Origin of the sequence: Kribbella sp. NBC_00709 (assembly GCF_036226565.1) — a bacterium.
Taxonomy (GTDB): domain Bacteria; phylum Actinomycetota; class Actinomycetes; order Propionibacteriales; family Kribbellaceae; genus Kribbella.
In genome coordinates this window covers 4,475,032-4,499,958 of record NZ_CP108996.1, presented here as the reverse complement: position 1 = coordinate 4,499,958, position 24,927 = coordinate 4,475,032, and the positions used below count along the sequence as shown (strand labels likewise).

At 67.7% G+C, this 24,927-nt stretch carries 26 protein-coding genes; 13 read left to right on the top strand and 13 right to left on the bottom strand.

All coding sequences use genetic code 11. From position 1 onward, the window contains the following. The first annotated feature begins 63 nt into the window (after window positions 1-63). The 5 genes from OHA18_RS22145 to OHA18_RS22125 are packed head-to-tail and all read left to right on the top strand — an operon-like array spanning window position 64 to window position 5,227. Window positions 64-1,383: an ABC transporter substrate-binding protein gene (locus OHA18_RS22145; protein ID WP_328997166.1), complete on the top strand. Its 1,320-nt coding sequence runs from the start codon at window positions 64-66 to the stop codon at window positions 1,381-1,383. Next, window positions 1,383-2,258 (top strand): carbohydrate ABC transporter permease, encoded by an 876-nt coding sequence (locus tag OHA18_RS22140; RefSeq protein WP_328997165.1) that lies wholly within the window; start codon window positions 1,383-1,385, stop codon window positions 2,256-2,258. The genes OHA18_RS22145 and OHA18_RS22140 overlap by 1 nt, the downstream gene beginning before the upstream one ends. A gap of 4 nt (window positions 2,259-2,262) precedes the next feature. Then, window positions 2,263-3,051, top strand: a complete 789-nt coding sequence (locus OHA18_RS22135; protein WP_328997164.1) for a carbohydrate ABC transporter permease — start codon at window positions 2,263-2,265, stop codon at window positions 3,049-3,051. A gap of 17 nt (window positions 3,052-3,068) precedes the next feature. Beyond that, window positions 3,069-4,202 carry a glycoside hydrolase family 99-like domain-containing protein gene (locus tag OHA18_RS22130; protein ID WP_328997163.1) on the top strand — a complete coding sequence of 378 codons (1,134 nt, stop codon included), beginning with the start codon at window positions 3,069-3,071 and terminating at the stop codon, window positions 4,200-4,202. Next, window positions 4,202-5,227, top strand: a complete 1,026-nt coding sequence (locus OHA18_RS22125) for a LacI family DNA-binding transcriptional regulator (RefSeq protein WP_328997162.1) — start codon at window positions 4,202-4,204, stop codon at window positions 5,225-5,227. The genes OHA18_RS22130 and OHA18_RS22125 overlap by 1 nt, the downstream gene beginning before the upstream one ends. A 15-nt stretch (window positions 5,228-5,242) precedes the next feature. Here the strand turns inward: OHA18_RS22125 and OHA18_RS22120 are convergent, their stop codons facing one another. Genes OHA18_RS22120 through pdhA form a run of 3 tightly spaced genes read right to left on the bottom strand, consistent with a single transcriptional unit; the run spans window position 5,243 to window position 8,401 of the window. Beyond that, entirely contained in the window at window positions 5,243-6,379 is a 1,137-nt protein-coding gene (locus tag OHA18_RS22120; protein ID WP_328997161.1) for a dihydrolipoamide acetyltransferase family protein, read from the bottom strand. 13 nt (window positions 6,380-6,392) lie between these two features. Then, window positions 6,393-7,388, bottom strand: coding sequence for an alpha-ketoacid dehydrogenase subunit beta (locus tag OHA18_RS22115; protein ID WP_328997160.1), 996 nt, complete (start codon window positions 7,386-7,388; stop codon window positions 6,393-6,395). After that, complete coding sequence (gene pdhA / locus OHA18_RS22110) at window positions 7,385-8,401, bottom strand: pyruvate dehydrogenase (acetyl-transferring) E1 component subunit alpha (protein WP_328997159.1); 1,017 nt, start codon at window positions 8,399-8,401, stop codon at window positions 7,385-7,387. The genes OHA18_RS22115 and pdhA overlap by 4 nt, the downstream gene beginning before the upstream one ends. An 87-nt stretch (window positions 8,402-8,488) precedes the next feature. Here pdhA and OHA18_RS22105 point away from each other — a divergent pair, with 87 nt between their 5' ends. Both OHA18_RS22105 and OHA18_RS22100 read left to right on the top strand, forming a co-directional pair. Continuing rightward, on the top strand, window positions 8,489-9,070 hold the full coding sequence (locus OHA18_RS22105; RefSeq protein WP_328997158.1) for a TetR/AcrR family transcriptional regulator: 582 nt from the start codon (window positions 8,489-8,491) through the stop codon (window positions 9,068-9,070). Between the two features lie 18 nt (window positions 9,071-9,088). After that, complete coding sequence (locus OHA18_RS22100; RefSeq protein WP_328997157.1) at window positions 9,089-10,015, top strand: aldo/keto reductase; 927 nt, start codon at window positions 9,089-9,091, stop codon at window positions 10,013-10,015. Window positions 10,016-10,042: 27 nt separating this feature from the next. Here OHA18_RS22100 and OHA18_RS22095 read toward each other — a convergent pair whose 3' ends face one another. The 5 genes from OHA18_RS22095 to OHA18_RS22075 all read right to left on the bottom strand — a co-directional run bounded on the left by OHA18_RS22095 (window position 10,043) and on the right by OHA18_RS22075 (window position 14,718). Beyond that, window positions 10,043-10,777: a GAF and ANTAR domain-containing protein gene (locus OHA18_RS22095; protein ID WP_328997156.1), complete on the bottom strand. Its 735-nt coding sequence runs from the start codon at window positions 10,775-10,777 to the stop codon at window positions 10,043-10,045. 49 nt (window positions 10,778-10,826) lie between these two features. Continuing rightward, window positions 10,827-11,543 carry a GAF and ANTAR domain-containing protein gene (locus OHA18_RS22090; protein WP_328997155.1) on the bottom strand — a complete coding sequence of 239 codons (717 nt, stop codon included), beginning with the start codon at window positions 11,541-11,543 and terminating at the stop codon, window positions 10,827-10,829. A gap of 68 nt (window positions 11,544-11,611) precedes the next feature. Further along, window positions 11,612-12,418 carry a GAF and ANTAR domain-containing protein gene (locus tag OHA18_RS22085; RefSeq protein WP_328997154.1) on the bottom strand — a complete coding sequence of 269 codons (807 nt, stop codon included), beginning with the start codon at window positions 12,416-12,418 and terminating at the stop codon, window positions 11,612-11,614. Window positions 12,419-12,524: 106 nt separating this feature from the next. Then, the gene (locus tag OHA18_RS22080) at window positions 12,525-13,466 is read right to left on the bottom strand and encodes an acyl-CoA desaturase (RefSeq protein WP_328997153.1); all 942 of its coding nucleotides are present in this window, start codon (window positions 13,464-13,466) and stop codon (window positions 12,525-12,527) included. Between the two features lie 88 nt (window positions 13,467-13,554). Continuing rightward, the gene (locus OHA18_RS22075) at window positions 13,555-14,718 is read right to left on the bottom strand and encodes an acyl-CoA dehydrogenase family protein (RefSeq protein ID WP_328997152.1); all 1,164 of its coding nucleotides are present in this window, start codon (window positions 14,716-14,718) and stop codon (window positions 13,555-13,557) included. A gap of 124 nt (window positions 14,719-14,842) precedes the next feature. Between OHA18_RS22075 and OHA18_RS22070 the strand changes: the two genes are divergently transcribed. Further along, window positions 14,843-16,180, top strand: coding sequence for a UDP-glucose dehydrogenase family protein (locus tag OHA18_RS22070; RefSeq protein ID WP_328997151.1), 1,338 nt, complete (start codon window positions 14,843-14,845; stop codon window positions 16,178-16,180). Here the strand turns inward: OHA18_RS22070 and OHA18_RS22065 are convergent. From OHA18_RS22065 to OHA18_RS22055, 3 genes are all read right to left on the bottom strand, one after another. Further along, a complete protein-coding gene (locus OHA18_RS22065; protein WP_328997150.1) occupies window positions 16,177-17,397 on the bottom strand; it encodes an MFS transporter in 1,221 nt (406 codons plus the stop codon). The two genes, OHA18_RS22070 and OHA18_RS22065, sit on opposite strands and share 4 nt — an antisense overlap. Before the next feature lie 75 nt (window positions 17,398-17,472). Then, complete coding sequence (purE, locus tag OHA18_RS22060) at window positions 17,473-17,973, bottom strand: 5-(carboxyamino)imidazole ribonucleotide mutase (protein WP_328997149.1); 501 nt, start codon at window positions 17,971-17,973, stop codon at window positions 17,473-17,475. An 8-nt stretch (window positions 17,974-17,981) separates the two neighbouring features. Next, on the bottom strand, window positions 17,982-19,154 hold the full coding sequence (locus OHA18_RS22055; protein WP_328997148.1) for a 5-(carboxyamino)imidazole ribonucleotide synthase: 1,173 nt from the start codon (window positions 19,152-19,154) through the stop codon (window positions 17,982-17,984). 144 nt (window positions 19,155-19,298) lie between these two features. Between OHA18_RS22055 and OHA18_RS22050 the strand changes: the two genes are divergently transcribed. Then, window positions 19,299-19,856 (top strand): GtrA family protein, encoded by a 558-nt coding sequence (locus tag OHA18_RS22050; protein WP_328997147.1) that lies wholly within the window; start codon window positions 19,299-19,301, stop codon window positions 19,854-19,856. 5 nt (window positions 19,857-19,861) lie between these two features. Beyond that, entirely contained in the window at window positions 19,862-20,428 is a 567-nt protein-coding gene (locus tag OHA18_RS22045; protein WP_328997146.1) for a hypothetical protein, read from the top strand. 5 nt (window positions 20,429-20,433) lie between these two features. Here the strand turns inward: OHA18_RS22045 and OHA18_RS22040 are convergent, their stop codons facing one another. Continuing rightward, on the bottom strand, window positions 20,434-21,336 hold the full coding sequence (locus OHA18_RS22040; RefSeq protein ID WP_328997145.1) for a hypothetical protein: 903 nt from the start codon (window positions 21,334-21,336) through the stop codon (window positions 20,434-20,436). Between the two features lie 76 nt (window positions 21,337-21,412). Here OHA18_RS22040 and OHA18_RS22035 point away from each other — a divergent pair, with 76 nt between their 5' ends. After that, window positions 21,413-22,624, top strand: coding sequence for a GNAT family N-acetyltransferase (locus OHA18_RS22035; protein ID WP_328997144.1), 1,212 nt, complete (start codon window positions 21,413-21,415; stop codon window positions 22,622-22,624). Here the strand turns inward: OHA18_RS22035 and OHA18_RS22030 are convergent. Continuing rightward, window positions 22,621-23,250: a PH domain-containing protein gene (locus OHA18_RS22030; protein ID WP_328997143.1), complete on the bottom strand. Its 630-nt coding sequence runs from the start codon at window positions 23,248-23,250 to the stop codon at window positions 22,621-22,623. The genes OHA18_RS22035 and OHA18_RS22030 overlap by 4 nt on opposite strands. A gap of 165 nt (window positions 23,251-23,415) precedes the next feature. Here OHA18_RS22030 and OHA18_RS22025 point away from each other — a divergent pair, with 165 nt between their 5' ends. Both OHA18_RS22025 and OHA18_RS43365 read left to right on the top strand, forming a co-directional pair. Beyond that, window positions 23,416-24,810 carry an OFA family MFS transporter gene (locus OHA18_RS22025; protein WP_328997142.1) on the top strand — a complete coding sequence of 465 codons (1,395 nt, stop codon included), beginning with the start codon at window positions 23,416-23,418 and terminating at the stop codon, window positions 24,808-24,810. Further along, window positions 24,807-24,914: an MFS transporter small subunit gene (locus OHA18_RS43365; protein WP_417466407.1), complete on the top strand. Its 108-nt coding sequence runs from the start codon at window positions 24,807-24,809 to the stop codon at window positions 24,912-24,914. Before OHA18_RS22025 ends, OHA18_RS43365 begins: the two co-directional genes overlap by 4 nt. The last annotated feature ends 13 nt before the right edge of the window (window positions 24,915-24,927 follow it).

The window sequence follows — 24,927 nt, the reverse complement described above, 5'->3', positions numbered from 1 at the left end:
ACAGCGAAATCCTGCCTGGCTACGATCGCAGCCAGTTGAAACATTTCACCCAAGGAGCTGGAGATGTATCGGTCAGGAACGAGGAGGGCCACCGTTCTGACGGTCATCGCCCTCGCTGTGGCCGGCCTCGCCGGTTGCGGCTCCGGGTCGGAAGACCAGGCCCGGAGCGGTCCGGTGTCGCTGACCTGGTGGGGCTGGAACGCCTTCGACAGTGCCCGGGCGATCAAGGACTTCGAGGCCGCCAACCCGCAGATCAAGGTCACCTACAAGCAGTACGCCTACAACGACTACGTGACCGCGCTCCGGCCGGGGCTGTCGTCCGACAAGGGCCCGGACGTGTTCCAGGTCCAGCCCGGCGACCTCACCACGAACTTCGGCCCGCTGGCGGTCCCGGTCGAGGACCGCGCCGCCAAGGACCTCGGCAAGGACTGGGCCGGCAAGTTCAACCCCGAGGGGCTCAGCCAGCTGCAGCTCGACCAGAAGCAGGTGGCGCTTCCGGCGTACATGTCCGCGGCCGGGCTCATCTACTACAACAAGAAGATCCTCGACCAGTACGGTCTCGGCGTACCGACCGACTTCGAGCAGTGGAAGCAGGTCTGCGCGACGCTGAAGACCCACAACGTCAAGTGCCTCGCACACGGCGCCAAGGACGCCTGGGTCAACACCGACGTGTACCTGTCGCTGATCAACAGCATCGCTCCCGGCAAGGTGTACGACGCCATCCAGGGCAAGGCGTCGTGGACGGACCCGGAGTTCGTGCAGGCGATGAGCTCCTGGTCGGACCTGTTCACCAGCGGCATCATCCCGGCCGGCGCGACCGCCGCGACGGAGTACCCGGATGCGCAGACGACGTTCCTGGAGGACAAGGCGGCGTTCATCGCGCTCGGCACCTGGAACACGCCGGCGACGATGACGAAGACCGGTCAGGTCGACGCGCAGAAGACCGTGACGAAGAAGATCGACGGCCTGTTCCTGTCCGCGCCGTTCCCGGCGCCGGTCACCGGCCGCCAACCGACGAAACCGTTCGGCGGGCCGGACAACGGGTTCGCGGTCTCGGCGAAGTCGTCGAAGCAGGACGCGGCGTTCAAGTTCCTCGAGTTCCTGACTGCTGGTGACGGTCAGAAGATCCAGGCGGCGGGCGGAAACATCCCGGCGATCACCTCCGTCAAGGTGGCGACCACCGACGTGATCAACCCCAGCCAGGTCCCGGACATCGAACGCCAGCAACAGTCGCTGACCGATCTGATCGGCGCGCGGCAGATCCCGTACAGCGACCTGACCACGGCCCTCGGCGATGCGCTGTCCGCCGTGGCCGCCGGCACCTCGTCTCCCGAAGACGCACTGAAGAAGGTCGAGTCCGCGTCGAAAGCGGTGAGCCGATAGTGCGGGATCACCGCCGGCTCGCGCTGCCGGACTACCTGTGGGCGGCGCCCGCTCTCATCCTGGTCGTGGGCGTCATCCACGCCGGCATCGCGGCGAACGCGTTCTACTCGCTGTTCGACTGGTCCGGCGTGGGTTCGCCGACCGATTTCGTTGGCGGCGCCAACTACTCGAAGCTCCTGCAGGATCCGATCTTCTGGCAGGCGCTGCGCACCACGCTCGCCTTCGCGGTAGCGACGGTGGCGATCCAGCTGACCCTCGGCCTCGCGCTGGCGATCCTCGTCCGTACCAAGGTGCGGCTGCGCGGCCTGCTGCGGACAATGGTGTTCGTCCCCGTCGTCCTCGCGCCCGCGGTGGTCGCGACGTCGTTCCGCATCCTGCTCACGCCGGACGGAGGCTTCAACCACCTCCTGCAGAGCCTCGGGCTGCACGGGTTCGACCAGGCCTGGCTGGCCGATCCGAAGACGGCGTTCGGCACGATCATCCTGATCAACGTCTGGCAGTACACCGGCTACAGCTTCCTGATCTACGACGCCGCGATCGGGCAGATCGATCGCGGGCTGTTCGAGGCCGCGCGCATCGACGGCGCGACCACCTGGCAGCTCAACACGACCGTGGTCGCACCGATGCTGCGCGGATCGCACCTCGTGCTGATCGTGCTCGGCTTCATCAGCTCGCTGAAGATGTTCGACCTCGTGTTCCTCACCACCGGCGGCGGGCCGGGGACGACGACGCAGGTGCTGACCGGCTACATCTACAAGCAGGTGATCGCGCAGTTCCACGCCGGGTACGGCGCCGCGCTGTCGATCGTGCTCGTCCTGATCGCGCTCGTCTTCTCGATCCTGCAGGTCCGCCTCTCGACCAGCGAAAGCCAGTAGCGACATGTTCCAGTTCCAGCGTCTGCCCGGGCGCGTGCTCAGCCAGATCCTCGTGCTGATCGCGCTCGCCGTCCTCGTCGTCCCGCTCGTGCTCATCGTCAAGGAATCCCTGGGCGGCGAGGGATTCACCAACTACACGGTCGTGCTGTCGTCGACGCCGTTCCTGCGGTTCTTCGCCAACAGCCTGATCGTGTCGGTGTCGACCGTCGTCCTGGTCATGTATCTCGGCCTCAGTGCGTCGTACGGTTTCGCCGTACTGCGGCCGCGCGGCGCGAGGATCGGCGCCGTCGTCGTCCTGACCGGGCTCGCCCTGCCCGCGATCGCGCTCGTCGTCCCGCTGTACTACGTCATCCAGGCGGTCGGGCTGCTCGACACCTACTGGTCGGTGATCATCCCGCTGACGGTGATCTCGATACCGTTCGGGGTGCTTGTCAGCAGCAACTACATTCGCGGACTGCCGCCCGAGCTGTACGAGGCCGGCCGCCTCGACGGGGCCAACTCCTGGCAGTTCTTCTGGCAGATCCTGGTCCCGATCTGCCGGCCGATCCTGTCGGTCGTGGCGATCTTCACCTTCCTCGCCGCCTGGAACGAGTACCTGCTGCCGCTGCTGTTCATCCAGTCCACCGATCTGCAGGTGCTGACCCAGGTTCCGACGTACTTCCAGAGCGAACGACTGGTCGACACGCCCAAGATCTTCGCCGCGAACATCCTGATCTCGCTGCCCGTCGTCGTGGTGTTCGTCGTCCTGCAGAAGACCTTCCGCACCGGCATCTCGGCCGGCGCGGTCAAATGAGCCAAGGAGCCGCATCGATGGATCGACCGAAGATACTCGCGTACTACTTCCCGGATTGGCACGCCGATCCGCGGAACGCGCAGTGGTTCGGCCAGGACTGGAGCGAGTGGAAGCTTCTCGAGGCGGCGCGGCCGCGGTACGACGGCCACCGGCAACCGCGGGTACCGATCGACGGCCCGTTCGACGAAGCGAGCCCGGCCGCGGCGGAGCGGCAGATCCGGCTCGCCAAGGAGTACGGCGTCGACGGCTTCCTCGTCGACTACTACTGGTACGACGACGGCCCGTACCTGCAGGCGGCCCTCGACGACGGGCTGCTCGCCGCGCGGAACAGCGACGACGTCAAGTTCGCGTTGATGTGGGCGAACCACGAGCTCGTCGACATCTTCCCGCACGACGACCCGTCGAACGACTCACCGCAGCGGCTCAAGAACGGCGCGATCGATCGCACCGCCTTCGAGAAGCTGGCCAGGCACGTCATCGACACGTACTTCGCCCGCCCGAACTACCTCACCGTCGACGGACGGCCCTGGCTGACGATCTACGAGCTCGGCAATCTCATCGTCGGTCTCGGTGGCGTCGACGAGACGGCGGACGCGCTGCAGTGGTTCGACGAGCAGACCCGGCAGGCCGGCTTCGAAGGACTTCACCTGGATGCGGTGATCTGGGGCGTCGGCGTGCTCCCCGCGGCGATCACGCTCGACCGGCCCGCCGAGCTGGTGCGCAAGCTCGGCTTCCGGTCGGCGACGTCGTACGTCTGGGTGCACCACGCCGACCTCGGCGGGTTCGAGTTCCCGAGCGCCGGGATCGGGCCGCTGCGGGCGGCCGCGTTCGCGGAGTACGAGCGGTACGCCGCGGAGCTCGACGTACCGTTCTATCCGAATGTGACGGTCGGGTGGGACGCATCGCCGCGGACCGCACAGGATCGCGAGTTCGTCCGCGGACGGTACCCGTGGACGACGACGTTCGACCCGTCGCCCGAGGAGTTCAAGGAGGGGCTGCTGCTGGCCAAGTCGTTCCTCGAACGTCACGGTCAATCGCATCCGATCATCACCGTGAACGCCTGGAACGAGTGGACGGAGGGCTCGGCGCTGCTCCCGGACCGCGACAATGGCTACGGCTTCCTCGAGATGATCCGGGATACGTTCAGTTAGTGGGAGGGAAATTGGCGAAGAACGTCACCATCAAGGACGTCGCCGCCCTCGCGGGCGTGTCGATCGGGACGGTGTCCAACTACATCAACGGCACCAAGACCGTGGCCGAGGCGACCCGTGAGCGGATCGACCGCGCGATCGAGGAGACCCGGTTCGTTCCCAACCGCGCCGTCCGCACGCTGCGCGGGAACCGCACGCACACCCTCGGTCTGCTCGTCCCGGACGCCGCGAACCCCTACTTCACCGAGATCGCGCGCGGTGTCGAGGACGTGGCGCGCAGCCGCGGCTTCGTGCTCGTGTACTGCGACACCGCGGGCGATCCGGTCCGTCAGGGCGTCTACGTGCGCAACCTGGCGGAGATGCGGGCCGGCGGTCTGATCATCGCGTCGGCGACCGCGGAGCCACCGGATCTCGGGGATCTCGAGTCGATCGGCACACCCATCGTCGTCCTCGGGCACGAAGGGATGGCGCTGACGTCGTCCGCGGTCATCGTCGACCAGCACCGCGGCGGTTTCCTGGCGATGAAGCACCTGCTCGACCTGGGCCACCGGCGGGTGCTGTTCGCCGGCGGCCCGGGCGGCGATCTCGTCCTCAAGGCCCGCTACGAGGGCGCGATGCTCGCGATCGAGGCGGCCGGCGAGGACCCCGCGCTGCTGCAACGCGCCGACGCGGCCGGCCGGACGGTGCGGGAACGCAGCGAGCTGGCCGGCCTGATCACGGGCCTGCAGCCGCGCCCGACGGCGGTCCTCTGCGGCAACGACATGATCGCGATCGCGATCGTCAACAAGCTCATCCGGGACGGCTGGTCGGTCCCCGGCGACATCGCGGTCGTCGGGTACGACGACATCGGCGAGGCGCAGCTGGCCGTCGTACCACTGACCACGATCCGGCAACCGGCCCACGACATCGGCGAGTCCGCGGCCCGGCTCCTGTTCGAGACCTCCGACGACCCGTCCCGGCCGCACCGGCAGGTCACGTTCACCCCCGAACTCGTCGTCCGGGCGTCGACGATCCCGCTGGGCTAGCTTCCGGTGGATTGATCAGGCGAGGATCAGCCAGGGGTTCTCCAGGAGACCGGTCAGGTCCGCCAGGAAGCGGGCTCCGACCGCGCCGTCCAGGACGCGGTGATCGGCGGACAGGGTGTAGCGCAGCCGGGAGCGCACGCCGACGGACCCGTCGTCGAGGACGGTCGCCTCGCGTTTCAACGCACCGACCGCAAGGATCGCGGCTTCCGGCGGGTTGATGATCGCGGTGAACTGTTCGACGCCGTACATCCCGAGATTGCTGATCGTGAAGGTCCCGCCGGACATCTCTGCGGCGGTCAGGCGTCGCTGTCGTGCCCGCTCGGCCAGTCCGGCGGTCTCTTGGGCGATCTGGCCGACGGGCTTGAGGTCGGGATTGCGCAGTACGGGAACGAGGAGGCCGTCGTCCACGGCGACCGCCACTCCGATGTGGATCTCTTGGTGGCGGAGCAAGGTGTCGCCGGACAAGGACGAGTTGACGTCTGGGTGATCGCGCAAGGTGAGGGCGCAGGCGCGGACTATCAGGTCGTTGACGCTGATCCGCTGCCGGCCGGCTGCTGTCAGGTGCTCGTTGAATTCTGCGCGTAGCCCGACGAGGTCCTGTACGTCGGCGCTGGCGGTGAGGTAGAAGTGCGGCGCGGTCCGGGCGCTGTCCGCCAGCAACCGCCCACTCGTCCGCCGCAACATGCCAAGCGAAACCTCCTCAACCAACTGCTCCCCCTGGACCGGCGTCGCCGGGGCCGTCACGACAACCTCGGCGGCGGCCTCAGCGGCGGCCCGAACATCCGCGCGGATGATCCGCCCGCCAGGTCCACTCCCGGCGATCGATGCCAGATCCACCTTGAGCTCCACAGCATCCCGCCTGGCCAACGGCGAAGCGGCGGTTGTCTGCGGGGCGGGGGTTGGAGGGGTGTCTGGTTCGTCGGGTCCTAGGGTTGCGATGGGCTGGCCGATGGGGGCTTCTTCGCCTTCGGCTACCAGGATGCGGCCGAGAACGCCGGCCTCGTAGGCCTCGTACTCCATCACCGCTTTGTCGGTCTCGATCTCGGCCAGGATCTCGCCGGGGGTCACCTCGTCGCCGGGCTGCTTGTGCCAGGTGACGATGATGCCGGACTCCATCGTGTCCGACAGCCGTGGCATCAGGATCTTGCTCATGACCTGTCTCCTCTCACCGCAGCCGCCCCACCGCGGCGAGGGTTTGCTTGATCGCTGTCTCGACATCGGTCGCCGACGGCAGCGCGGCCGTCTCCAGGCTCTTGGCGTACGGCAGCGGCACCTCGGCCATTGCGACCCGGCGTACCGGTGCGTCGAGCTGGTCGAAGGCGCCGTCGGAGATCGTCGCCGCGATCTCCGCGCCAATGCCGTAGGTCAGCCAGTCGTCCTCGAGAACGACCGCGGCGTGGGTCTTGCGGACCGACCGCACGATCGTTTCGCGGTCGAGCGGGCGGAGGCTGCGCAGGTCGATGACCTCGGCATCGATGCCTTCCTTGGCCGCGAGTTCGTTGGCGACCTCGAGGCCGAGCGCGGCCATCCGCGAGTACCCGATGACGGTGATATCGGCACCTGGCCTGGTCACCGCGGCTCGCCCGATCTCGGCCACCGTGTCGTCGTCCGGCACTTCGCCCTTCGTGTTGTACAGCGCGAGATTCTCCAGGAACAGCACCGGGTCGTCGTCCCGGATGGCCGCGAGCAGCAGCGCCTTCGCATCCGCAGGGTTGCTCGGGGCAACGACTTTCAGACCGGGTACGAACGCGTAGTACAGCTCGACGTTCTGCGAATGGGTGGCGCCCAGCTGCTGGCCTCCCCCACCGGGTGTCCGGATCACCAGCGGGACGCTGCTCTGCCCGCCGAACATGCCGTGAATCTTGGCCGCGTGGTTGACGATCTGGTCCAGTGCGAGCAGCGAGAAGTTGATGGTCATCAGTTCGACCACCGGGCGCAGACCGAGCATCGCCGCGCCGATGGCCGCGCCGGTGAACCCCTCCTCCGAGATCGGCGTGTCCCGGACGCGTGCCTCGCCGAACTCCGCGAGCAGGCCGGCGGTGATCTTGTACGAACCCTCGAAGATCCCGATCTCCTCGCCGATCAGGAAGACCCGGTCGTCGCGTCGCATCTCGGCCCGCAGGGTCTCGTTGATCGCCTGCCGGTACGACATCACCGTCATGCGCCGGCCACCTCGAACAACAGCTGACCCGGCAGCCGCCGCAGGTCGTTCGGCACCGGGGTCGCGTAGTTGTAGTCGAACAACGTCTTGATCTCGGGTGCATCGCTGGCGTCGGCGAACGCGGCGGCCGCGTCGACCTCCGCGACGACGGACTCCTCCAGACGCGCCAGTTCCTCGACACTCAACGCCTCGGTCTCGCGCAGGTGGGCACTCAGCGCCAGCACGGGGTCCGCGGCCTGGAGGGCAGCTGCTTCCTCCTTGGTGCGGTACTTCGCCGGATCGACAACCGAGTGCCCGCGCAGACGCGGACCGACCGCCTCCAGCAAGGCCGGGCGTCCCTCGCGCGCCATCTCCATGGCCTGTACGGCGGCATCCCGGACCGCCACCACATCGCTGCCGTCGACACGCTCACCATGCATCCGGTACGCCGCGGCCCGCTTGTACAGCTCCGGCTCGGCGGATGCCTTCTCCACGGTCGTCCCCATGCCCAGGTGGTTGTTGACCACGACGTACACGATGGGGAGGCTCCAGAGCGCGGCCAGGTTCAGGGATTCGTGGAAGGCGCCGATGTTCGTCGTACCGTCGCCCATGTGGCACATCACCACCTCCGGCCCACCCCGGTAGGTGATCGCCAGCGCCGCACCGGTTGCCAACGGCAACTGACCGCCGACGATGCCGTAGCCGCCGAGCAGCCTGGCCTGGACGTCGAACAGGTGCATCGAGCCGCCCCAGCCTTTCGACACCCCGTCGGTTCGGCCGTAGAGCTCGGCCATCACCCGGCCCGGTTCGATTCCCCGCGCCAGGGCGTAACCGTGCTCGCGGTAGTTGGTGAAGAGGTAGTCACTCGGGTCCAGCGCGCTCATGAGCCCGACCACAGTGGCCTCCTCGCCGAGGTTCAGGTGGCAGTACCCGCCGATCTTGGCTTCCGTGTACCCGCGCGCGGCCCGCTCCTCGAAACGCCTGATGAGCAGCATCTGCCGGTAGTAGCCGACCAGGTCTGGCCGTGATGCCATGGTGTCGCTCTCCTCCACAAGGGGACGGCTGTGGTGCACTGAGGTAATGATACGACAGAGTATCATTCGTGATCGGAGGTACGACCCTTGACGGACAGCAGTGCCGGCGAAGCGGTCCGCAAGCGTGGGCGGCCGACCGAGACCGAGCGCGCGCAGCGGCGGGACGAGATCCTCGACGCAGCGCAGCAACTGTTCCTGGAGCGCGGGTACGGCGACGTGTCGCTGGACCAGATCGCATCCGCGGCCAGCGTGACCAAGCGGACGATCTACGCCTACGTCGGCGACAAGACAGCCGTGTTCGCTGCCGTCGTCAGCCGGTTGAACCAGCTGATCCTGATCCCGGCAGAGCACGTCGATCTCGAGGCATTGGCGATCCGGCTCGTGCTGACGCTGCACTCCGACGTCGCGATCAGCCTGCACCGGATGGTGATCGCCGAGGCACTCCAGTTCCCGGACCTGGCCAGGAGTTTCCACGCGGCCGGCCCACAGAAGTACATCGACACCCTTGGCGACCTCATCGGCAACTCAGCCGCAGCCGAGCAACTCTTCGCCGTCCTCCTGGGCGAGCCTCACCGCCGCAGACTCCTCGGCCTGGACGGTCCTCCCACCCCCGCCGAGGCCGAAGCCCACGCCAAGGCGGCACTGAGCTCGCTGAGACTCCAGGGCTAGGTGATACAACCAGCTGTCATGGAGACGGTTGAGTTGAGCAAAGCGGGAATGGTCGTGTCGCGGGTCGTGCTGGGGCTGATGCGGATCAAGCAGCTCAGCGACGGCGAGATCCGGGAACTGGTCGGTGCGGCGCGCGACGCCGGCGTGACGATGTTCGACCACGCCGACATCTACGGCGGCCCACACGGCTGCGAGCAGCGGTACGGCGACGCGCAGGCAGTCCCCGCATCCGAGCGTGACCAGATCAGGATCCAGTCCAAGGTCGGCATCCGGGCCGGCTTCTTCGACTCCTCCCGCGAACACATCCTGGCGAGCGTCGAGCAGTCGCTGGCCGCTCTGCGGACGGAGTACCTGGACCTGTTGCTGATCCACCGGCCCGACACCCTGGTCGAGCCGGACGAGGTCGCCGCCGCGTTCGACGAGCTCCACACCAGCGGCAAGGTCCTCGCCTTCGGCGTCTCCAACCACACCCCCGGCCAGATCGAACTGCTGGCCAAGTCGGTCCGGCAGCCACTCGTCGTCAACCAACTGCAGTTCAGCCTCGCCAACGCCGCCCTGGTCGCCCAAGGCCTGGCCGCGAACATCACCGGCCTCGACCAGTCCGCCGACCGCGACCTGGGCGTACTGGACTACTCCCGCCTGAACGACATCACGATCCAGACCTGGGGCTCCATCCAGAAACCCCCACCCGGCGGAGTCTTCCTCGGCGACCACGAGAACTACGGCCCCCTGAACGACGCCCTCCACGACGTGGCAGCCAAGTACGAAACCACCCCCGACGCCATCGCCATCGCCTGGATCACCCGCCACCCCGCCAACATGCAAGTAGTCATAGGCACCACCAACCCAAACAGGGTCCGCGAGTCCGCGGCAGGCGCCGCGATCTCCCTCACCCGCGAAGAGTGGTACCACCTCTACACCGCAGCAGGCCACGTCCTCCCGTAGCCCGCCAAGCCTGAACAGATCGATCCCTTAGGCTCCGTGCGGTTCGGGCCGGAGATCGGCAGGGGTGATCGCGCCGGTGGTGACGTCTGTTGCGACCGAGCCCAGACGCAGGTGGTTCCGGCGCGCGTACCCCCGCATCAGGGCGAAGGCGGCGTCGAGGGGTACGTCCGCGCGTGCAGCCAGGACGCCCTTGGCCTGTTCGATCACGATTCGGCTGTTCAGCGCGCCCTGCAACTGCTCGGCCAGGATCTCGCTGGAGCGGATGGCACGTTCGTGCAGTAGTGCGACCGTGGCGATGTCGCACAGGGCCTGGCCGAGGTGGAGGTCTTCCTCGCTCAACCTCGACTGCTGCTCGCACAACAGATTGATCGCGCCGATCGTCCGTCCGCGCAGCCGCAACGGCAGCGCGTGGGTCGACCGGTAGCCGGCCGCGGTGGCGGCGGCGTGGAACCTGGGCCAGCGCTGATCGACCTCGTCGAGATCCACGTTCGCGACCTGCTGCCCGCTGGTGAAGCAGTCCAGACAGGGGCCCTCGTCGTTCTGCAGGACGAACAACTCGAGCAGCCGCGCTTCCTCGGTCGTCGAGGCCATCACGTGCAGCAGGTTCCGCTGATCGGCCAGGATCAACCCGGCCGCATCGGCCTGGAGCAGCTCGACGCTGCGATCGCAGAGCAGGTGGAGAAGATCGATGACATCGAAGTCGTCGACGAGGCTGTCGGCGAGTTCGACGAAGACTCGCCCGAGGCGTTGCTCCCTGGTCATGATCTGGTTCCTTTCCGGGCCGGATGGTCCGATCTCCGGATCGCCTTGCCTATTCATCATGATCGCCTTCGGGGTAAAAGGTGAGCTGCCGGTTCAGAACGTCGGTGGCGACTTCGAGCAGCGGGCGCTCCGCGGCGTAGGCACAGGCCCTCAGGAGCAGCAGCGCCTCGGTCAGTCCGACCGCGGCCTGGACCGAGATCATCCCCGTGGCCTGATGGATCTCGCGATGCCCGTCAGCGGCGACAGCCAGGAGGGGATGCAGTTCGCCGAGAGGTGCGCTGTGCTGGAGGTCGAGGAGGATCGCCGTGGCGGCGGCGGCGAAGTCGAGCGCCTCGGCCAGCTGCCAAGGCTCCAGTGACCCGGTGATCGTGCGGTACAGGTCAAGCACTCCTAGCCGGATCGCACCCACCTGGAGCGGGAATGCGAACACAGCGGCGATCCCGGCATCGGCCGCCGACGACGTGAATCCTGGCCAGTGCGCCGTACCGCTCCGGACCAGATCTGGCTGGAGCACCGGTCTGCCGGCCTGGGACGCGTCCAGACACGGGCCTTCCCCCAGAGCAAGCTGCAGGTTCTCCAACTCCGCGGACGCACCGTCGGTCGCGGCCAGCAGCCCGGCGTGACCGGCCGGCGTCATCAGGGCAACGCTGGCCCCATCGACTTTCACCGCTGTCAGCGTTGCGGCCACCAGTCGCTGCAGCACCTCCGCCGCCGTGCTGGTCCGGCCGGGCGGGTCGGTAAGGACCTCGAGAAGGATCTGACGCACACGTGGTGATGACACAGCTCACCTCAGACGTCCCGGCGCGCCTTGGCCGCTCGACCGAGCGATCCCGGTCATGACGTCGCGGCCCCCACTGTGCCGATCGAAGCGACCCGTTGTCCACCGGCCTCACCGCCGGCCTCCCGATCAGCCGGGCTGATGGGCCGGCGGCAGCGACGATCGCCGGGAACGGCGGTGCCCGACACCAGGTCCGCCGCAACGCTCCGCAGCTTGACGTTGTGGTCCTGCGACTGGCGCCGCAACAGCGCCAGGGCCTCATCGGCCCCGACATCGAGGCGCTCCATCAAGATGCCTGTCGCCTGCCCGATCGTGGTGTGGGCATCGATCGCGCCGATCAGCGTGTCAGCCGTTGTCACCGTGCTGACCGCGACCGCGATATGCGTGGCCAAGGCCCCGGCCACGGCCTGCTCCGGCATCCGGAACGCGTCGCGCCTGCCGGCGTAGATGTCGAGTACTCCGATGTCGCGATGCCGGGCCCGGATGACGCTGCTCATCACGCGATGAAGCCCCAACTCCGTCGAAACATCGGCAGGGGTGTCATCGACCGTCACCGGCTGGGACCTCGACCTGCGCGAGCCGTCGCCAGGTGTCCGCTGGAGGTACTCCGCTCGGACAGCCCGCGGGTCCGAACCGGCGACCAGCCATCGCTCCGCACCGTGGCTCGGCCAGAGCACGACGGCAGCGCAGTCGCAGGTGATGGCGACGGACACGAATCGAACAGCCTGCGCCAGCAATGTGTCGAGATTCGGCGCCAGGTAGAGATCGCCGGTCAGCGTGGCCAGCGCGGCCGCGGTCCGGTAGTCACGGCCGGTCACGACGCCGGTCGCAGACTTGAACGGATCGGCGATCGATCCATGCATGCGTGCATGGCAACACCCCGGATCTCAGCGACGCTCGCTGCCGCGGTGTCTGGGGCAGTCTGACCCGATGCAGTCAGGTGCTTACATTCTAGGTCTGAGACACCCGTCAAGCGAGAGCAGTGCGCTTCTTCTTCAAGCGTTCGTGATCAGGCCATTTCACGTCGTACGCCCAGCCGAACCGTTCGAAGCACCTGATCAGCCAGGCGTTGATGTCGATCTGCCCCCTGAGCACACCGTGCCGTGCGCAGGTGGGGTCGGCGTGGTGAAGGTTGTGCCACGACTCGCCCTGACTCAGCAGTGCGAGCCACCACACGTTGCCGGACCGATCGCGGGCGGCGAACGGCTTCCGGCCGGTGACATGGCAGATGGAGTTGATCGAGAACGTGACGTGGTGCATCAGAGCGATGCGGACCAGCGTGCCCCAGAAGAATCCGGTCGCGGCACCGTGCCAGGACCTGTCCCACAACCCACCGATGAGCGCGGGCGCCAGCAGGGATATCGCCGCCAACTGACGGAAATGCTGTGAAATCGATGCGATGTCGCGGTCGTTCAGGAGGTCCGGAGCGTAGCGCTTCGGGTCGGCGCGCTCCTCTCCCCAGAGCACCCACCCGACATGGGCGAACACAAACCCTTTGGTCACTGCCCAGGCACTGGTGCCGTAGCGCCACGGCGAATGCGGATCGCCGTCCCGGTCGGCGTACTTGTGGTGTTTGCGGTGGTCGGCCACCCAGCGGACGACGGGACCTTCGAGTGCCATGCTGCCTGCGATCGCAAGCGCGACCTGCAGGCCGCGCTTGCACTTGAAAGCGCCGTGGGTGAAGCCCCGGTGATAGCCGACGCCGATGCCGGTGGTGGTGAGCACGTAGAACACGACGAGGAGCACGATGTCCCGCCAGCCGATCCAGCCACCCCAGGCGAAGAAGACCCCTGGCAGCAGCGCGAGAGTAGGCACCACGATGAACACCCAGATCAGCCCGCGCTCGATCTTGCCACCGGCCGGCTGGAACTCGCCCGGAGGCGCGGCGGCGGGGTCTGCAGTTGAAGTCACGGCCACTCCTCAGGACTGATCCCCCCAGGTACCCCTTCAGGTGCCCCGCCAACCGACCTTTTACTCCCGCCGATCGGACTTGTTTGTGCTAGCCGAGGCCCTTGAGGAGTTGGCGGGCCATGACGATGCGCTGGACCTGGTTGGTGCCTTCGTAGATCTGGGTGATCTTGGCGTCGCGCATCATGCGTTCGACCGGGTAGTCGTGGGTGTAGCCGTAGCCGCCGAGCAGCTGTACTGCGTCGGTCGTGACGGCCATCGCCACGTCGGAGGCGAAGCACTTGGCCGCGGCGCCGAAGTACGTGAGGTCGGCGTCACCCCGCTCGGAGCGGGCGGCTGCGGCGTACGTGAGCTGACGGGCCGCCTCGATCTTCATGCCCATGTCGGCGAGCATGAACTGCAGGCCCTGGAACTCCGCGATCGCCTTGCCGAACTGCTTGCGCTCCTTCACGTACCCGAGCGCGTAGTCGAGCGCCCCCTGCGCGATCCCGAGCGCCTGCGCCGCGATCGTCACCCGGGTGTGGTCCAGCGTCGCCATCGCGGTCGCGAACCCCGTGCCTTCCGGACCGATCATCCGGGAAGCGGGGATCCGCACGTTGTCGAAGTACACCTCGCGGGTCGGTGAGCCCTTGATGCCGAGCTTCTTCTCCGGCGCGCCGAACGAGACGCCCTCGTCGGACTTCTCGACCACGAAGGCCGAGATCCCACGAGATCGCGCGTCCGGATCCGTCACCGCGAAGACCGTGTAGAAGTCCGAGACCCCGGCGTTGGTGATCCACCGCTTCACGCCGTTCACGACGTACGAGTCCCCGTCGAGCACCGCCCGCGTCTTCATCGAGACAGCGTCCGAGCCGGCCTCCGGCTCGGACAGGCAGTACGAGAACATCGCGTCGCCCGCGGCGACCGGCGGCAGGTAGCGCTGCTTCACCTCGTCGGAGGCGGACAGCAGCAGCGGCAGCGAGCCGAGCTTGTTCACGGCCGGGATCAGCGAGGTCGAGGCGCAGGCGCGGGCGACCTCCTCGATCACGATCACCGTCGCGAGCGCGTCCGCACCGGCACCGCCGTACTGCTCCGGGATGTGCGGCGCGTGGAAGTCCGAGGCCTTCAGCGCGTCGTACGACGCCTTGGGGAACTCGGCCAGCTCGTCCACGTCCCCGGCGTGCGGGGCGACCTTGGCATCGCAGACGTCCCGGACAGCGTCCCGGATTGCCTGGTGCTCCTCGGACAGCGCGTACAGCTCGAATGAGTTACTCACGAGTCACACAGTACGACGAACAACCCGCCCGCGGAGTGCGTCGTACGCCGAAAGTGACCAAGTCCGCACGCCCCGGCCACACACCGGTCACCCGCTGATAACCACGATGGGTAGAGTCCCCGACATGAGTGAAGCGACCTCCCGCCCCCTGCGGATCGCCGTGATCGGCACCAACTACCTCGGCGCGAACACCGCTGCCGGGATGGCCGAGTTCGGCTTCGACGTGATCGGGGTCGAGATCGACGAGCACCGGCTGAAGCTGCTGAACGACGGCAAGGCTCCGCTGTACGAACCCGGTCTGGACCCGCTGCTGAAGAAGCACGTGGACTCCGGCCGGCTGCGGTTCACCAAGGACTACCGCGAGATCGGCGACTGGGCCGACGTGCACTTCATCTGCGTCGGCACGCCGCAGCTCGAGGGCAGCGAGGCGGCCGACCTGGCCCAGGTGCACTCGGTCGTCGACATGCTCGCCCCGCTGCTGACCAAGCCGGCGCTGGTCGTCGGCCGCTCCACGGTCCCGGTCGGTACGTCGAAGATCGTCGAGGCCCGCTTCCACGCCGAAGCCCCGGCCGGTACGGCGGTGGAGATCGCCTGGCAGCCCGAGTTCCTCCGCGAGGCGCACGGCGTGGACGACACGCTGCACCCGGACCGGCTGGTCTTCGGCGTCCAGTCCGAGGCCGCGGAGACCCGGCTGCGCGAGGTGTTCGCCACCCCGATCGGCGAGGGTACGCCGGTCGTCGTGTGCAACCTGCCGACCGCGGAGCTGGTGAAGGGCGGCGCGAACGCCTTCCTGGCCACGAAGATCTCGTTCATCAACGCGCTCGCCGAGATGGCCGAGGCGACCGGCGCCGACGTGACGCTGCTGGCCGACGCGCTCGGCTACGACAAGCGGATCGGCCGCGGCATGCTGAACGCCGGCCCCGGGTACGGCGGCGGCTGCCTGCCGAAGGACCTGCGCGCGTTCATGCACCGGGCCGGCGAGCTCGGTGTCGAAGAGGTCATCACGTTCCTGCGTGAGGTCGACGACATCAACCAGCGCCGCCGTGCCGGGATCGTTGACATCACCCACGAGATGCTCGGCGGCGACTGGGTCGGCAAGAACGTCACCGTGCTCGGCGCCGCGTTCAAGGCCGGTACGGACGATGTTCGCGACTCGCCCGCGCTCGACGTGGCCGGCCGGATCCAGCTGCACGGCGCGAACGTCACCGTCTACGACCCGGAAGCGATGGAGAACGCCCGCCGGGTCCGCCCGACGCTGCGCTACGCCCCCACCGCGGCCGAGGCTTGCCGCGACGCCCACGCCGTACTGCATCTCACCGAGTGGCCCGAGTTCCGCGAGCTCGATCCCGCCGCCCTGAGAGGGCTCGTCGCCCACCCGGTCGTCATCGACGCCCGCCTCAACCTGAACGCCGACGCCTGGCGCGCAGCTGGCTGGACCTACCGGGCGCCGGGCCGGCCCTAGACGACGGTCGCTGCCCGCAGCACGGGACGGGTGAGCATGACACAGCCGGTGAGGGCTGCGGCCACCGAGATGCCCAGGCAGACACCGGTGATGCCCACACTGCTCACATCGGACAGGCCGCCGAGCACCGGGTTCATGATCACCACGGCGAGGCTCTGGGCCAGCACGACGATGGACTGCAGGCGGGACTGGAACTCACGCTCCACCGAGTTCATCAGCAGCGGCAGCACGTGACCTGTAAAGGTGCCCACGCCGATCCCGCTCAGCACGCCGGCGGCGAAGGTCAGCGGCAACGGCTCGAAGAGCGAGAGCCCGAGGAGACCGGCCGCCGCCACCAGTAGACCGAACGCGGCGAACATGCCGGGCCGGGGAAAGGCTCCGCGCATCAAGATGCGCAGGGCAATGACACCCACTCCGAGACTGCGGCTGGCAACGAGCAGACCGGCGGTCGCGGCGTTCCATCCGTGCGAGCGAGCCAGCAGCGGGAACAGCAACGCATCAAGAGGCATCAGCAGACCAGCCGCGACTGTCATCGTCAACAGCAGTGCGCGCGTCAGCGGTCGACTGAAGGCGACCTTGATGCCGGCCCCGATCGACCGCAGCATTCCCGACGGCATTCTCGCCGGCGGTGCGATCATCTTCCGCAGCAGGATGAGTACGACGATCATCACGCCGAAGGTCAGGGCGTCGAAGCCGCCGGCTGCCGTGAGGCCCGCCCAGCTGACCAGGACGCCGCCGACCGCGGTACCGCTGACGGCGAACACGACGCCCGTCACCTGGAAGCTCGCCAGCGCGCGCGGGACCTGCTCCTGCGGGACCAGCAGGCGGGGCATCGCGCGGGACGACGGGAGGAAGAACGCATCGATCACGCCGACCACCAGCGCCAGGATCACCAGCAGCCAGATCGGCTCGTCGAACGCGATAGTGGCGGGCACGAGCGCCAACGTCACCAGGAACATCGCTGTACAACTCACCAGCAGCACTCGCGGAGCGCCGAACCGGTCGCCGAGCGCGCCGCCGACGAGCAGCAGCGCGGCCCGCGGGGCGGCGGCCAGGAGCAGGATGAGCCCGGCGACACGGCCGCCGTGCTGGCTGGCCGACCATCCGATGGCGAACGTCATCGTCAGATCGCCGAGCAGAGATACGGCGGCGCCGAACAACCAGATCCAATAACGGACCGGTATGCGCTGCGTATCCGAATCAGTGGGCGGAGTCACGATCGACGACCTTAGACGACAACCAATGGGATCTCACGACTACCCGCCCCCATCCTGTGGAAACCAGCGACTGCCTCAGCCTTTACGCAACTCTGCCGCCCCGTCACGCACAGTGCTCCCCTTGCCCCGTGCCACTTCGGCGAGAGATTCCTGGAACGCGATCATCCGGTCCCGCAACTTCTCGTCGGACGCGGCCAGGATCCGCACCGCCAGCAGCCCCGCATTCCGAGCGTTCCCGATTGACACCGTTGCAACCGGGACACCGGCCGGCATCTGGACGATCGATAGCAAAGAGTCCATTCCGTCGAGATATTTGAGCGGAACCGGTACGCCGATCACGGGCAACGGTGTCACCGACGCGAGCATGCCGGGCAGGTGCGCGGCCCCGCCGGCACCGGCGATCAGCACCTTCAGGCCCCGCTCGTGCGCTGACCGTCCGTAATCGATCATCTCGACCGGCATCCGGTGCGCGGAGATGACGTCTGCCTCAAAGGGCACGTCGAATTCGTCACACACCTCGGCCGCGGCCTTCATCGTCGGCCAGTCGCTGTCCGACCCCATCACAATGCCGATCATGGGCTTCCCTATTCGTCGATGGTTCCGGTCAGGTACGCGGCCGCGTGCCGGGCGCGTTCGCGGGTCTGTTCGAGGTCGTCGCCGTACGCCGTGACGTGGCCGATCTTGCGGCCCGGCTTCACCGACTTCCCGTAGAAGTGGACCTTCAGGCCCGGGTCGCGGGCCATGCAGTGCAGCAGGCCGCGGTGCATGTCCTCGACGTCCCCGCCGAGCACGTTGACCATCACGGTGTACGGCGCTCGCGCGGCCGGCGATCCAAGTGGCAGATCGAGCACGGCGCGCAGGTGGTTCTCGAACTGGGACGTCACCGCGCCGTCGATCGACCAGTGGCCGGTGTTGTGCGGACGCATTGCCAGCTCGTTGACGAGCAGCCGTCCGTCGCGGGCCTCGAACATCTCCACCGCGAGTACGCCGACCACGCCGAGCTCACCGGCGATCCGCAGCGCGGTCTGCTGTGCCTGCGCAGCCCTCTCCGGCGCCAGACCGGGCGCGGGCGCGGTGACCTCGACACAGATGCCGTTCTTCTGCACAGACTCGACGATCGGGTACGCGACCGCTTGCCCGTGCGGCGAGCGGGCCACGATCGCGGACAGCTCCCGGACGAAGTCCACCTTCTCCTCGGCCAGGATCGGTACGCCGCTCGCGAAGGCGGTCGCGACGTCCTCGTCGTCCGGCCCGTCGACGAACCAGACGCCCTTGCCGTCGTACCCGCCGCGGGTGGTCTTGAGGATGATCGGGAACCCGCCGACCCGCTTGGCGAAGTCCTCGACCTCGGCCGGTGTCGCGACCAGCTGGTGCGCCGGCGACGGCGCGTCGAAGGTGTCGAGCCGGGCGCGCATCACGGCCTTGTCCTGGGCGTGCACGAGCGCGTCCGGGCCGGGGCGGACCTTCAGGCCGTCTTCCTCGAGGGCGTGCAGGATCTCGGTCGGCACGTGCTCGTGGTCGAACGTCACCACGTCGCACTCGGCAGCGAACCGCCGTACCGTCTCGAGGTCCTTGTAGTCACCGACCGGCGCGTCCGCAACGGCCTGCGCGGCGGACACCGCGGGACCTTCGGCGAGCACGCGGAGCTGGATGCCGAGCGCGACGGCTGTTTCCTGCGTCATCCGGGCCAATTGGCCGCCGCCGACCATGCCGACGACCGGCGTGCCGACGGGGAGGTCATTTCGATCGAACTTCACAGACCGGAGCCTAATGTCCATACAACATCAGCCGGTCGGCGGCCACCGCGGCACACTGGCGATTTCGGGGTCGGAGCGGTCGCCGGGTACCGTGGGAAGCTGCCCCTCCCGTCGCGATGTGATCACAGAAGGTTCCGGAGACCGTTGAAGCTCGTCACCACGCTGTACCGCCAGTTCCAGCACCTGGTGCACGAAGTGGCCAAGTTCGGTCTGGTCGGTCTGCTCGGTCTGGTCGTCGACCTGCCGATCTACAACTGGCTCGTGTTCAACAACCCGCTGGTCCTCGCGGACTCGGGCGAGGGCATGCTGCACCACAAGCCGCTGACCGCGAAGCTGATCTCGACCACGGTCGCGACCGTCGTGACGTACTTCGGCAACCGGTACTGGACGTGGCGCCACCGCGAGCGCAGCGGCCTGCACCGTGAGTACGTGCTGTTCTTCGTGCTGAACGGGATCGGTCTGCTGATCGCCGCCGGCTGCCTGGCCTTCTCGCGGTATGTGCTGGATCTGCACACCTGGCTGTCCGACAACATCGCCGCGAACTTCATCGGCCTCGGACTCGGCACCCTGTTCCGCTTCTGGTCGTACCGCAAGTTCGTCTTCAAGGAAGAGCTCGAGCTCGACGAGGCCGAGCACGCCCCGGCGCCGGATTCCCCGGCCGCACTCGACGACTCGACCGGAGATCTGCCGGCTGTCCGCTGACCTCGATGACTTCCTCTTCAGCCCGGCAAGCGCGGTCACCGCGTCCGGCAGTCGTCGTCAGCATCGTTCTGGCTGTGTTGCTGGTGGGCGCTGTCGGTGCGGGGATCGCGGCCGTCGCGATCGTGCGATCCGACGCGAACACGCAGCTGAAGCGCGCCGACGACCTGCAGCGCCAGCTCGACGCCGCCGGTCCGGGTGAGCAGGTACGCACGGAGGTCCTGGCGGCTGCGCGGACGAATGTCGGCGTCCTCTTCAGCTATGACTACCGGAAGCTCGACGACTACGCGTCGGCGACCCAGAAGGTCACGACGGAGAAGTTCGGCGCCGAGTTCGCGAAGACCGTGGCCGCGATCCGTCCGCAACAGCTGAGTCAGCAGGCCGTCGCCAAGGCCGAGGTCACCGACGCCGCAGTCAAGGACGCAACCGCCACCACGGCCCACGTCCTCCTGTTCGTCGACACCACAACGACAACAAAAGCCGCCTCGACCCCGAGCATCCAGCGCACCCGAGTACAGCTAACTCTCCAGTCAGTGTCCGGCCACTGGCTCGTAGACAACGTCGAAGCAGTCTGAAGCCGTCACTCGCCGAACGGTGGTTTGAAGGTTGCGTTGCCGTCGGTGAAGTGGAAGTAGACCGGGTCGGTGAAGGTTGCGGGGACCTTGCCGAGTGACTGGATGACGGTGGTCGCGCCGGTTGCGTGGCCGACGACGTACATGTAGGCGGCGTGGGTGTCCCGGTCGATGCCGACCAGAACCGAGCCGTACTGGCCGCATTGCTGCGCGAGTAGCGTCTCGAAGCCCTGCCAGGTCGAACTGCGGACCTGCTTGACGATCGGCTTCATCGGCGCACTGGCCGGGATGTGGATCGTGTACAGCGCACCGCCGCGGGTGTTCGCGAGGAACGTGTCGTAGGTCTTGGTCGAACTGATCAGCGTCATCGACTTTACCGCGGCGAATCCGGGCGCGGACACCTTGTTCCGCCAGACACCGCTCTTGTCGACGGTCCACCGGAACAGCGTGCCGTCGTTGCGGAGTCCGTACGTGTTGTACCGCAGCGTCCCGTCGTAGTACGTCGCCTCGTCGAGCGCGACGAAGGTCCCCCACCCGCCGCCGATCCGCTTGATCCCGCCGTCGATCACGCCGTCTTCACCGGTCGAGTACTGCGCGAAGTACAGCGCATCCCCCACGACGCTGTAGCCCGACACGAACGCGATGCTGATCCCGTCATCGCCCCGCGAGATCGACGAGCTGATCCGGACCGCTCCATCGGGGTACACGGCCTGCCCCAGGATGCGACTGGCCGGAGCCGTTGGCGGCGTACCCGCGAAGACACCCTGTTCCCGATGGTCGCCACCGGCCGTCACGGACCCCACCGCCACCGGGCATCCGCCTACCGCTGTCGGCGTTGCTGCCGCCGATCCAGGAATCAGGCCCGCTGCCAGCAGCATGGCAGCCGTCGCCGTTCCGAGAATCTTGCTCATCTGCACCACCCCTTAGCTGAGTAGATGCTCTCGCATCGTCATTGGTTATGTCGGCGTCGCGTGTGAGGATGCGAAGGTGAGCGACTTCGAGGTGCGTGCGGCCGAGGCCGGGGAGTTCGACGCGGTCCGGGCGGTGTTCAGCGCGGCGATGATGTTCGAGGTGGAGCCGAACGATCTCGCCCAGCAGCTGTTCGAGCCGGAGCGGACGTTGGTGGCGGTCGACGGCGAGGAGTTCATCGGGACCACGCTGGCATTGACCCGGACCTTGTCCGTCCCGGGGGCCGTCGTGCCCGCGGCGCATGTGACCGGGGTCGGCGTCCGGGCGACGCATCGGCGGCGCGGGGTGCTGTCCCAGTTGATGGAGCGGCAGCTGCGCGAGGTGCCGGAGGCGATCGCGGTGCTGTGGGCCAGCGAGCCGGCGATCTACGGCCGCTTCGGGTACGGCGCGGCCGCCTGGGGTACGGCGTACGAGGTCGACCTGCACCGGGTCGGTCCGCCGACCGGGCCGATCCGTCCGGGCGAGCTCGGTGAGCTGACCGCGGACGACGCGCTCAAGGAGCTGCCGCCGATCCTGGGCAGGCTGCAACAGGTTCGAGCCGGGGTGTCCGACCGGTCGGAGCTGCGCTGGCAGAAGCACCTGGAGGACAAGCCGGACGATCGCGGCGGGCGGACCGCTCTCCGGATCGTGGTGCATCGCGACGAGACCGGCAGCGTGGACGGGTATGCGCTCTGGCGCGGCAAGATGGTCTGGAGTCCGACCGGCCCGGCGTACGAGGTGCACGTCGAGGAGCTGGTCGCCCCCGAGCCCACGGCGTACCGGGTGCTCTGGCAGCACCTGCTGACGATGGACCTGAGCGCCACGCTCGGCTACGGGTACGGCGCCGTCGACGAGCCGCTCCTGCAACTCGTCCGCACCCCGACCGCCCTCGACCGCCGCGTCAGCGAATCCCTCTGGATCCGCATCACCGACGTCCAACGAGCCCTGCAAGAACGCCGGTACACCGTGCCCATCGACGTCGTACTGGACGTCACCGACGACCTGATCGAGTCCAACACCGGCCGCTTCCGCCTGACCGCCTCCGCGACCTCCGTCTCCTGCGAACGCACCGAAGACCCGGCCGACCTGACCCTCTCGATCACCGAACTAGGCGCCACCTACCTAGGCGGCCGCTCCCTCGCCGAATTCACCACCACCGGCCGAGTCACCGAACAAACCCCCGGCACCCTCAACCAGGCAACCGCAGCCTTCCGCTGGCCGCTGGCCCCCGCCAGCGTCGAGGTGTTCTAGCGGTCGTCGTCTGAGCTGAAGAGGGTTTCGCCGTCTTCGGTTCGGGACGGTGGTTGCTGTTGGGGTTGTTGCTGGGGGCGGCGGCGCATGTGTTCCGGGGGGTCCTCGCTCTCGAGGATGCCGTCGCCGGGTTTGCCTTCGGGGCCGCCGAAGAGCAGGTCGGACATCTGCAGGTGGACGTGCTCGACGTGCGGTACGTCGGGGAGGACGACCTGGCCGCGTTCGCCGGCGGACTCGATGTGCAGGGTGCCGCAGCCGAGGATGCGGTCGATCAGGCCGTGCTCGTAGGAGACGTCGTTGATCCGCATGAGCGGGATGTCCCGGCCGGTCCGGGTGAGGATGCCGTGCCGGGTGATCAGCCGCCGGTTGGTGATCGTGTACGTCGAGAAGAACCAGTTCAGGAACGGCTTCAGCGCGAACGCCGCCAGGACCACCACGCCGACCGCGAGGATCGCGATCCGGGCCGGGGTCTGCAACGAGCCGGTCGGCACGATCGCGGCCAGGAAACCACCCGCGCCCGCCACCACCAGCAGCAGGAGCACCGGCCCGATCAGCGCCTTCCAGTGCGTCCGGGTGCTGACGACGACGTACTCGTCCTCACCCAACAACTTCGCCGAGATCGCCATACCCCCAGTCTCACAGCTAGCGGGTCCGAATGTCCCGTCCCGACACGTACGAGGGCAACCGGTGGGTACCTATCGGGCGACAAAGTGGTTCAACGCTTCACAAAGTGCATACAGTGAGCCAAGATGCGCGAGGGGTTACCAACTGGGGGACGAGAAGGAGCCGTGATGGCAGTCTTGTCGATACTCGATCGGGAGCACACCATCGCCCCGCCGGGGTACAGCCGCTGGCTGATCCCGCCGGCCGCGCTGGCCGTTCACCTCTGCATCGGGCAGGCGTACGCGACCAGCGTCTACAAGACCTCGATGGTGAAGCACTTCGACAGCAGTCAGACCGCGGTCGGCGTGGTGTTCAGCATCGCGATCGTGATGCTCGGCCTGTCCGCCGCGATCGGCGGTACCTGGGTCGAACGCAACGGCCCACGGAAGGCGATGTTCGTCGCCGCCTGTTTCTGGGCCACCGGCTTCCTGGTCGGTGCCCTCGGCATCGGCACCGGCCAGCTCTGGCTGGTCTATCTCGGGTACGGCGTGATCGGCGGCATCGGTCTCGGCATCGGCTACATCTCGCCGGTGTCCACGCTGATCAAGTGGTTCCCGGACCGCCCGGGTCTCGCCACCGGTCTGGCGATCATGGGCTTCGGCGGCGGCGCACTCGTCGCGAGCCCGCTGTCGCGCCAGCTGCTCGGCCTGTACGACTCCAGCTACGACCCGAACGTCAGTACGTCGGTCGCGGGCGGCAGCGCCCTGGTGGGGCTGTTCGTCACGTTGGGCATCGGCTACTTCGTCATCATGATGTTCGGTGTCTTCAACATCCGCGTCCCCGCCGAGGGCTGGAAACCGGACGGGTTCGACCCGAGAACCGTGCAGCAGAAGGCACTTGTCACCACCGCGAACGTGTCGGCGGCGAACGCGATCAAGACCCCGCAGTTCTGGTTCCTCTGGGTCGTGCTGTTCTGCAACGTGACCGCGGGCATCGGCATCCTCGAGCAGGCGAGCCCGATGATCCAGGACTTCTTCCGTGGTGACGGCGGCAAGTCGAGTGTCGCGGTCGCGGCGGCGGCCGGGTTCGTCGGGCTGCTGTCGATCTTCAACATGGCCGGCCGGTTCGGCTGGTCGACGACGTCGGACCTGATCGGCCGCAAACCGATCTACGCGATGTACCTCGGCGTCGGGATCATCGCGTACGCCCTGCTCGCCACGGTCGGCCACACCAGCACGGTGGTCTTCGTCCTGCTCGCCGCGATCATCATCTCGTTCTACGGCGGCGGGTTCGCGGCGGTTCCGGCGTACCTGCGGGATCTGTTCGGGACGTACCAGGTCGGTGCCATCCACGGGCGGCTGCTGACCGCGTGGTCGGCGGCCGGGATCGCGGGGCCGCTGATCATCAACGGGTTCCTCGACCACGAAGGCAAACCGGGCACGTTGACCGTGTCGGCGTACCGGCCGGCGCTGTTCACGATGGTCGGGGTGCTGGCGGTCGGGTTCGTCGCCAACCTCTTGATCCGTTCGGTGTCCGAGCGATTCCACGAAACGTCCGAGTCGACGGCGGAGGCAACCCGATGAACCAGACCCCACGCCTGGTGATCTCCTGGCTCCTCGTCGCCGTCCTGCTCGGGTACGGGGTCATCGAAACCCTGATCACCGCGGTCAAGATCTTCACCGAGTAAAGCGAAAACGATC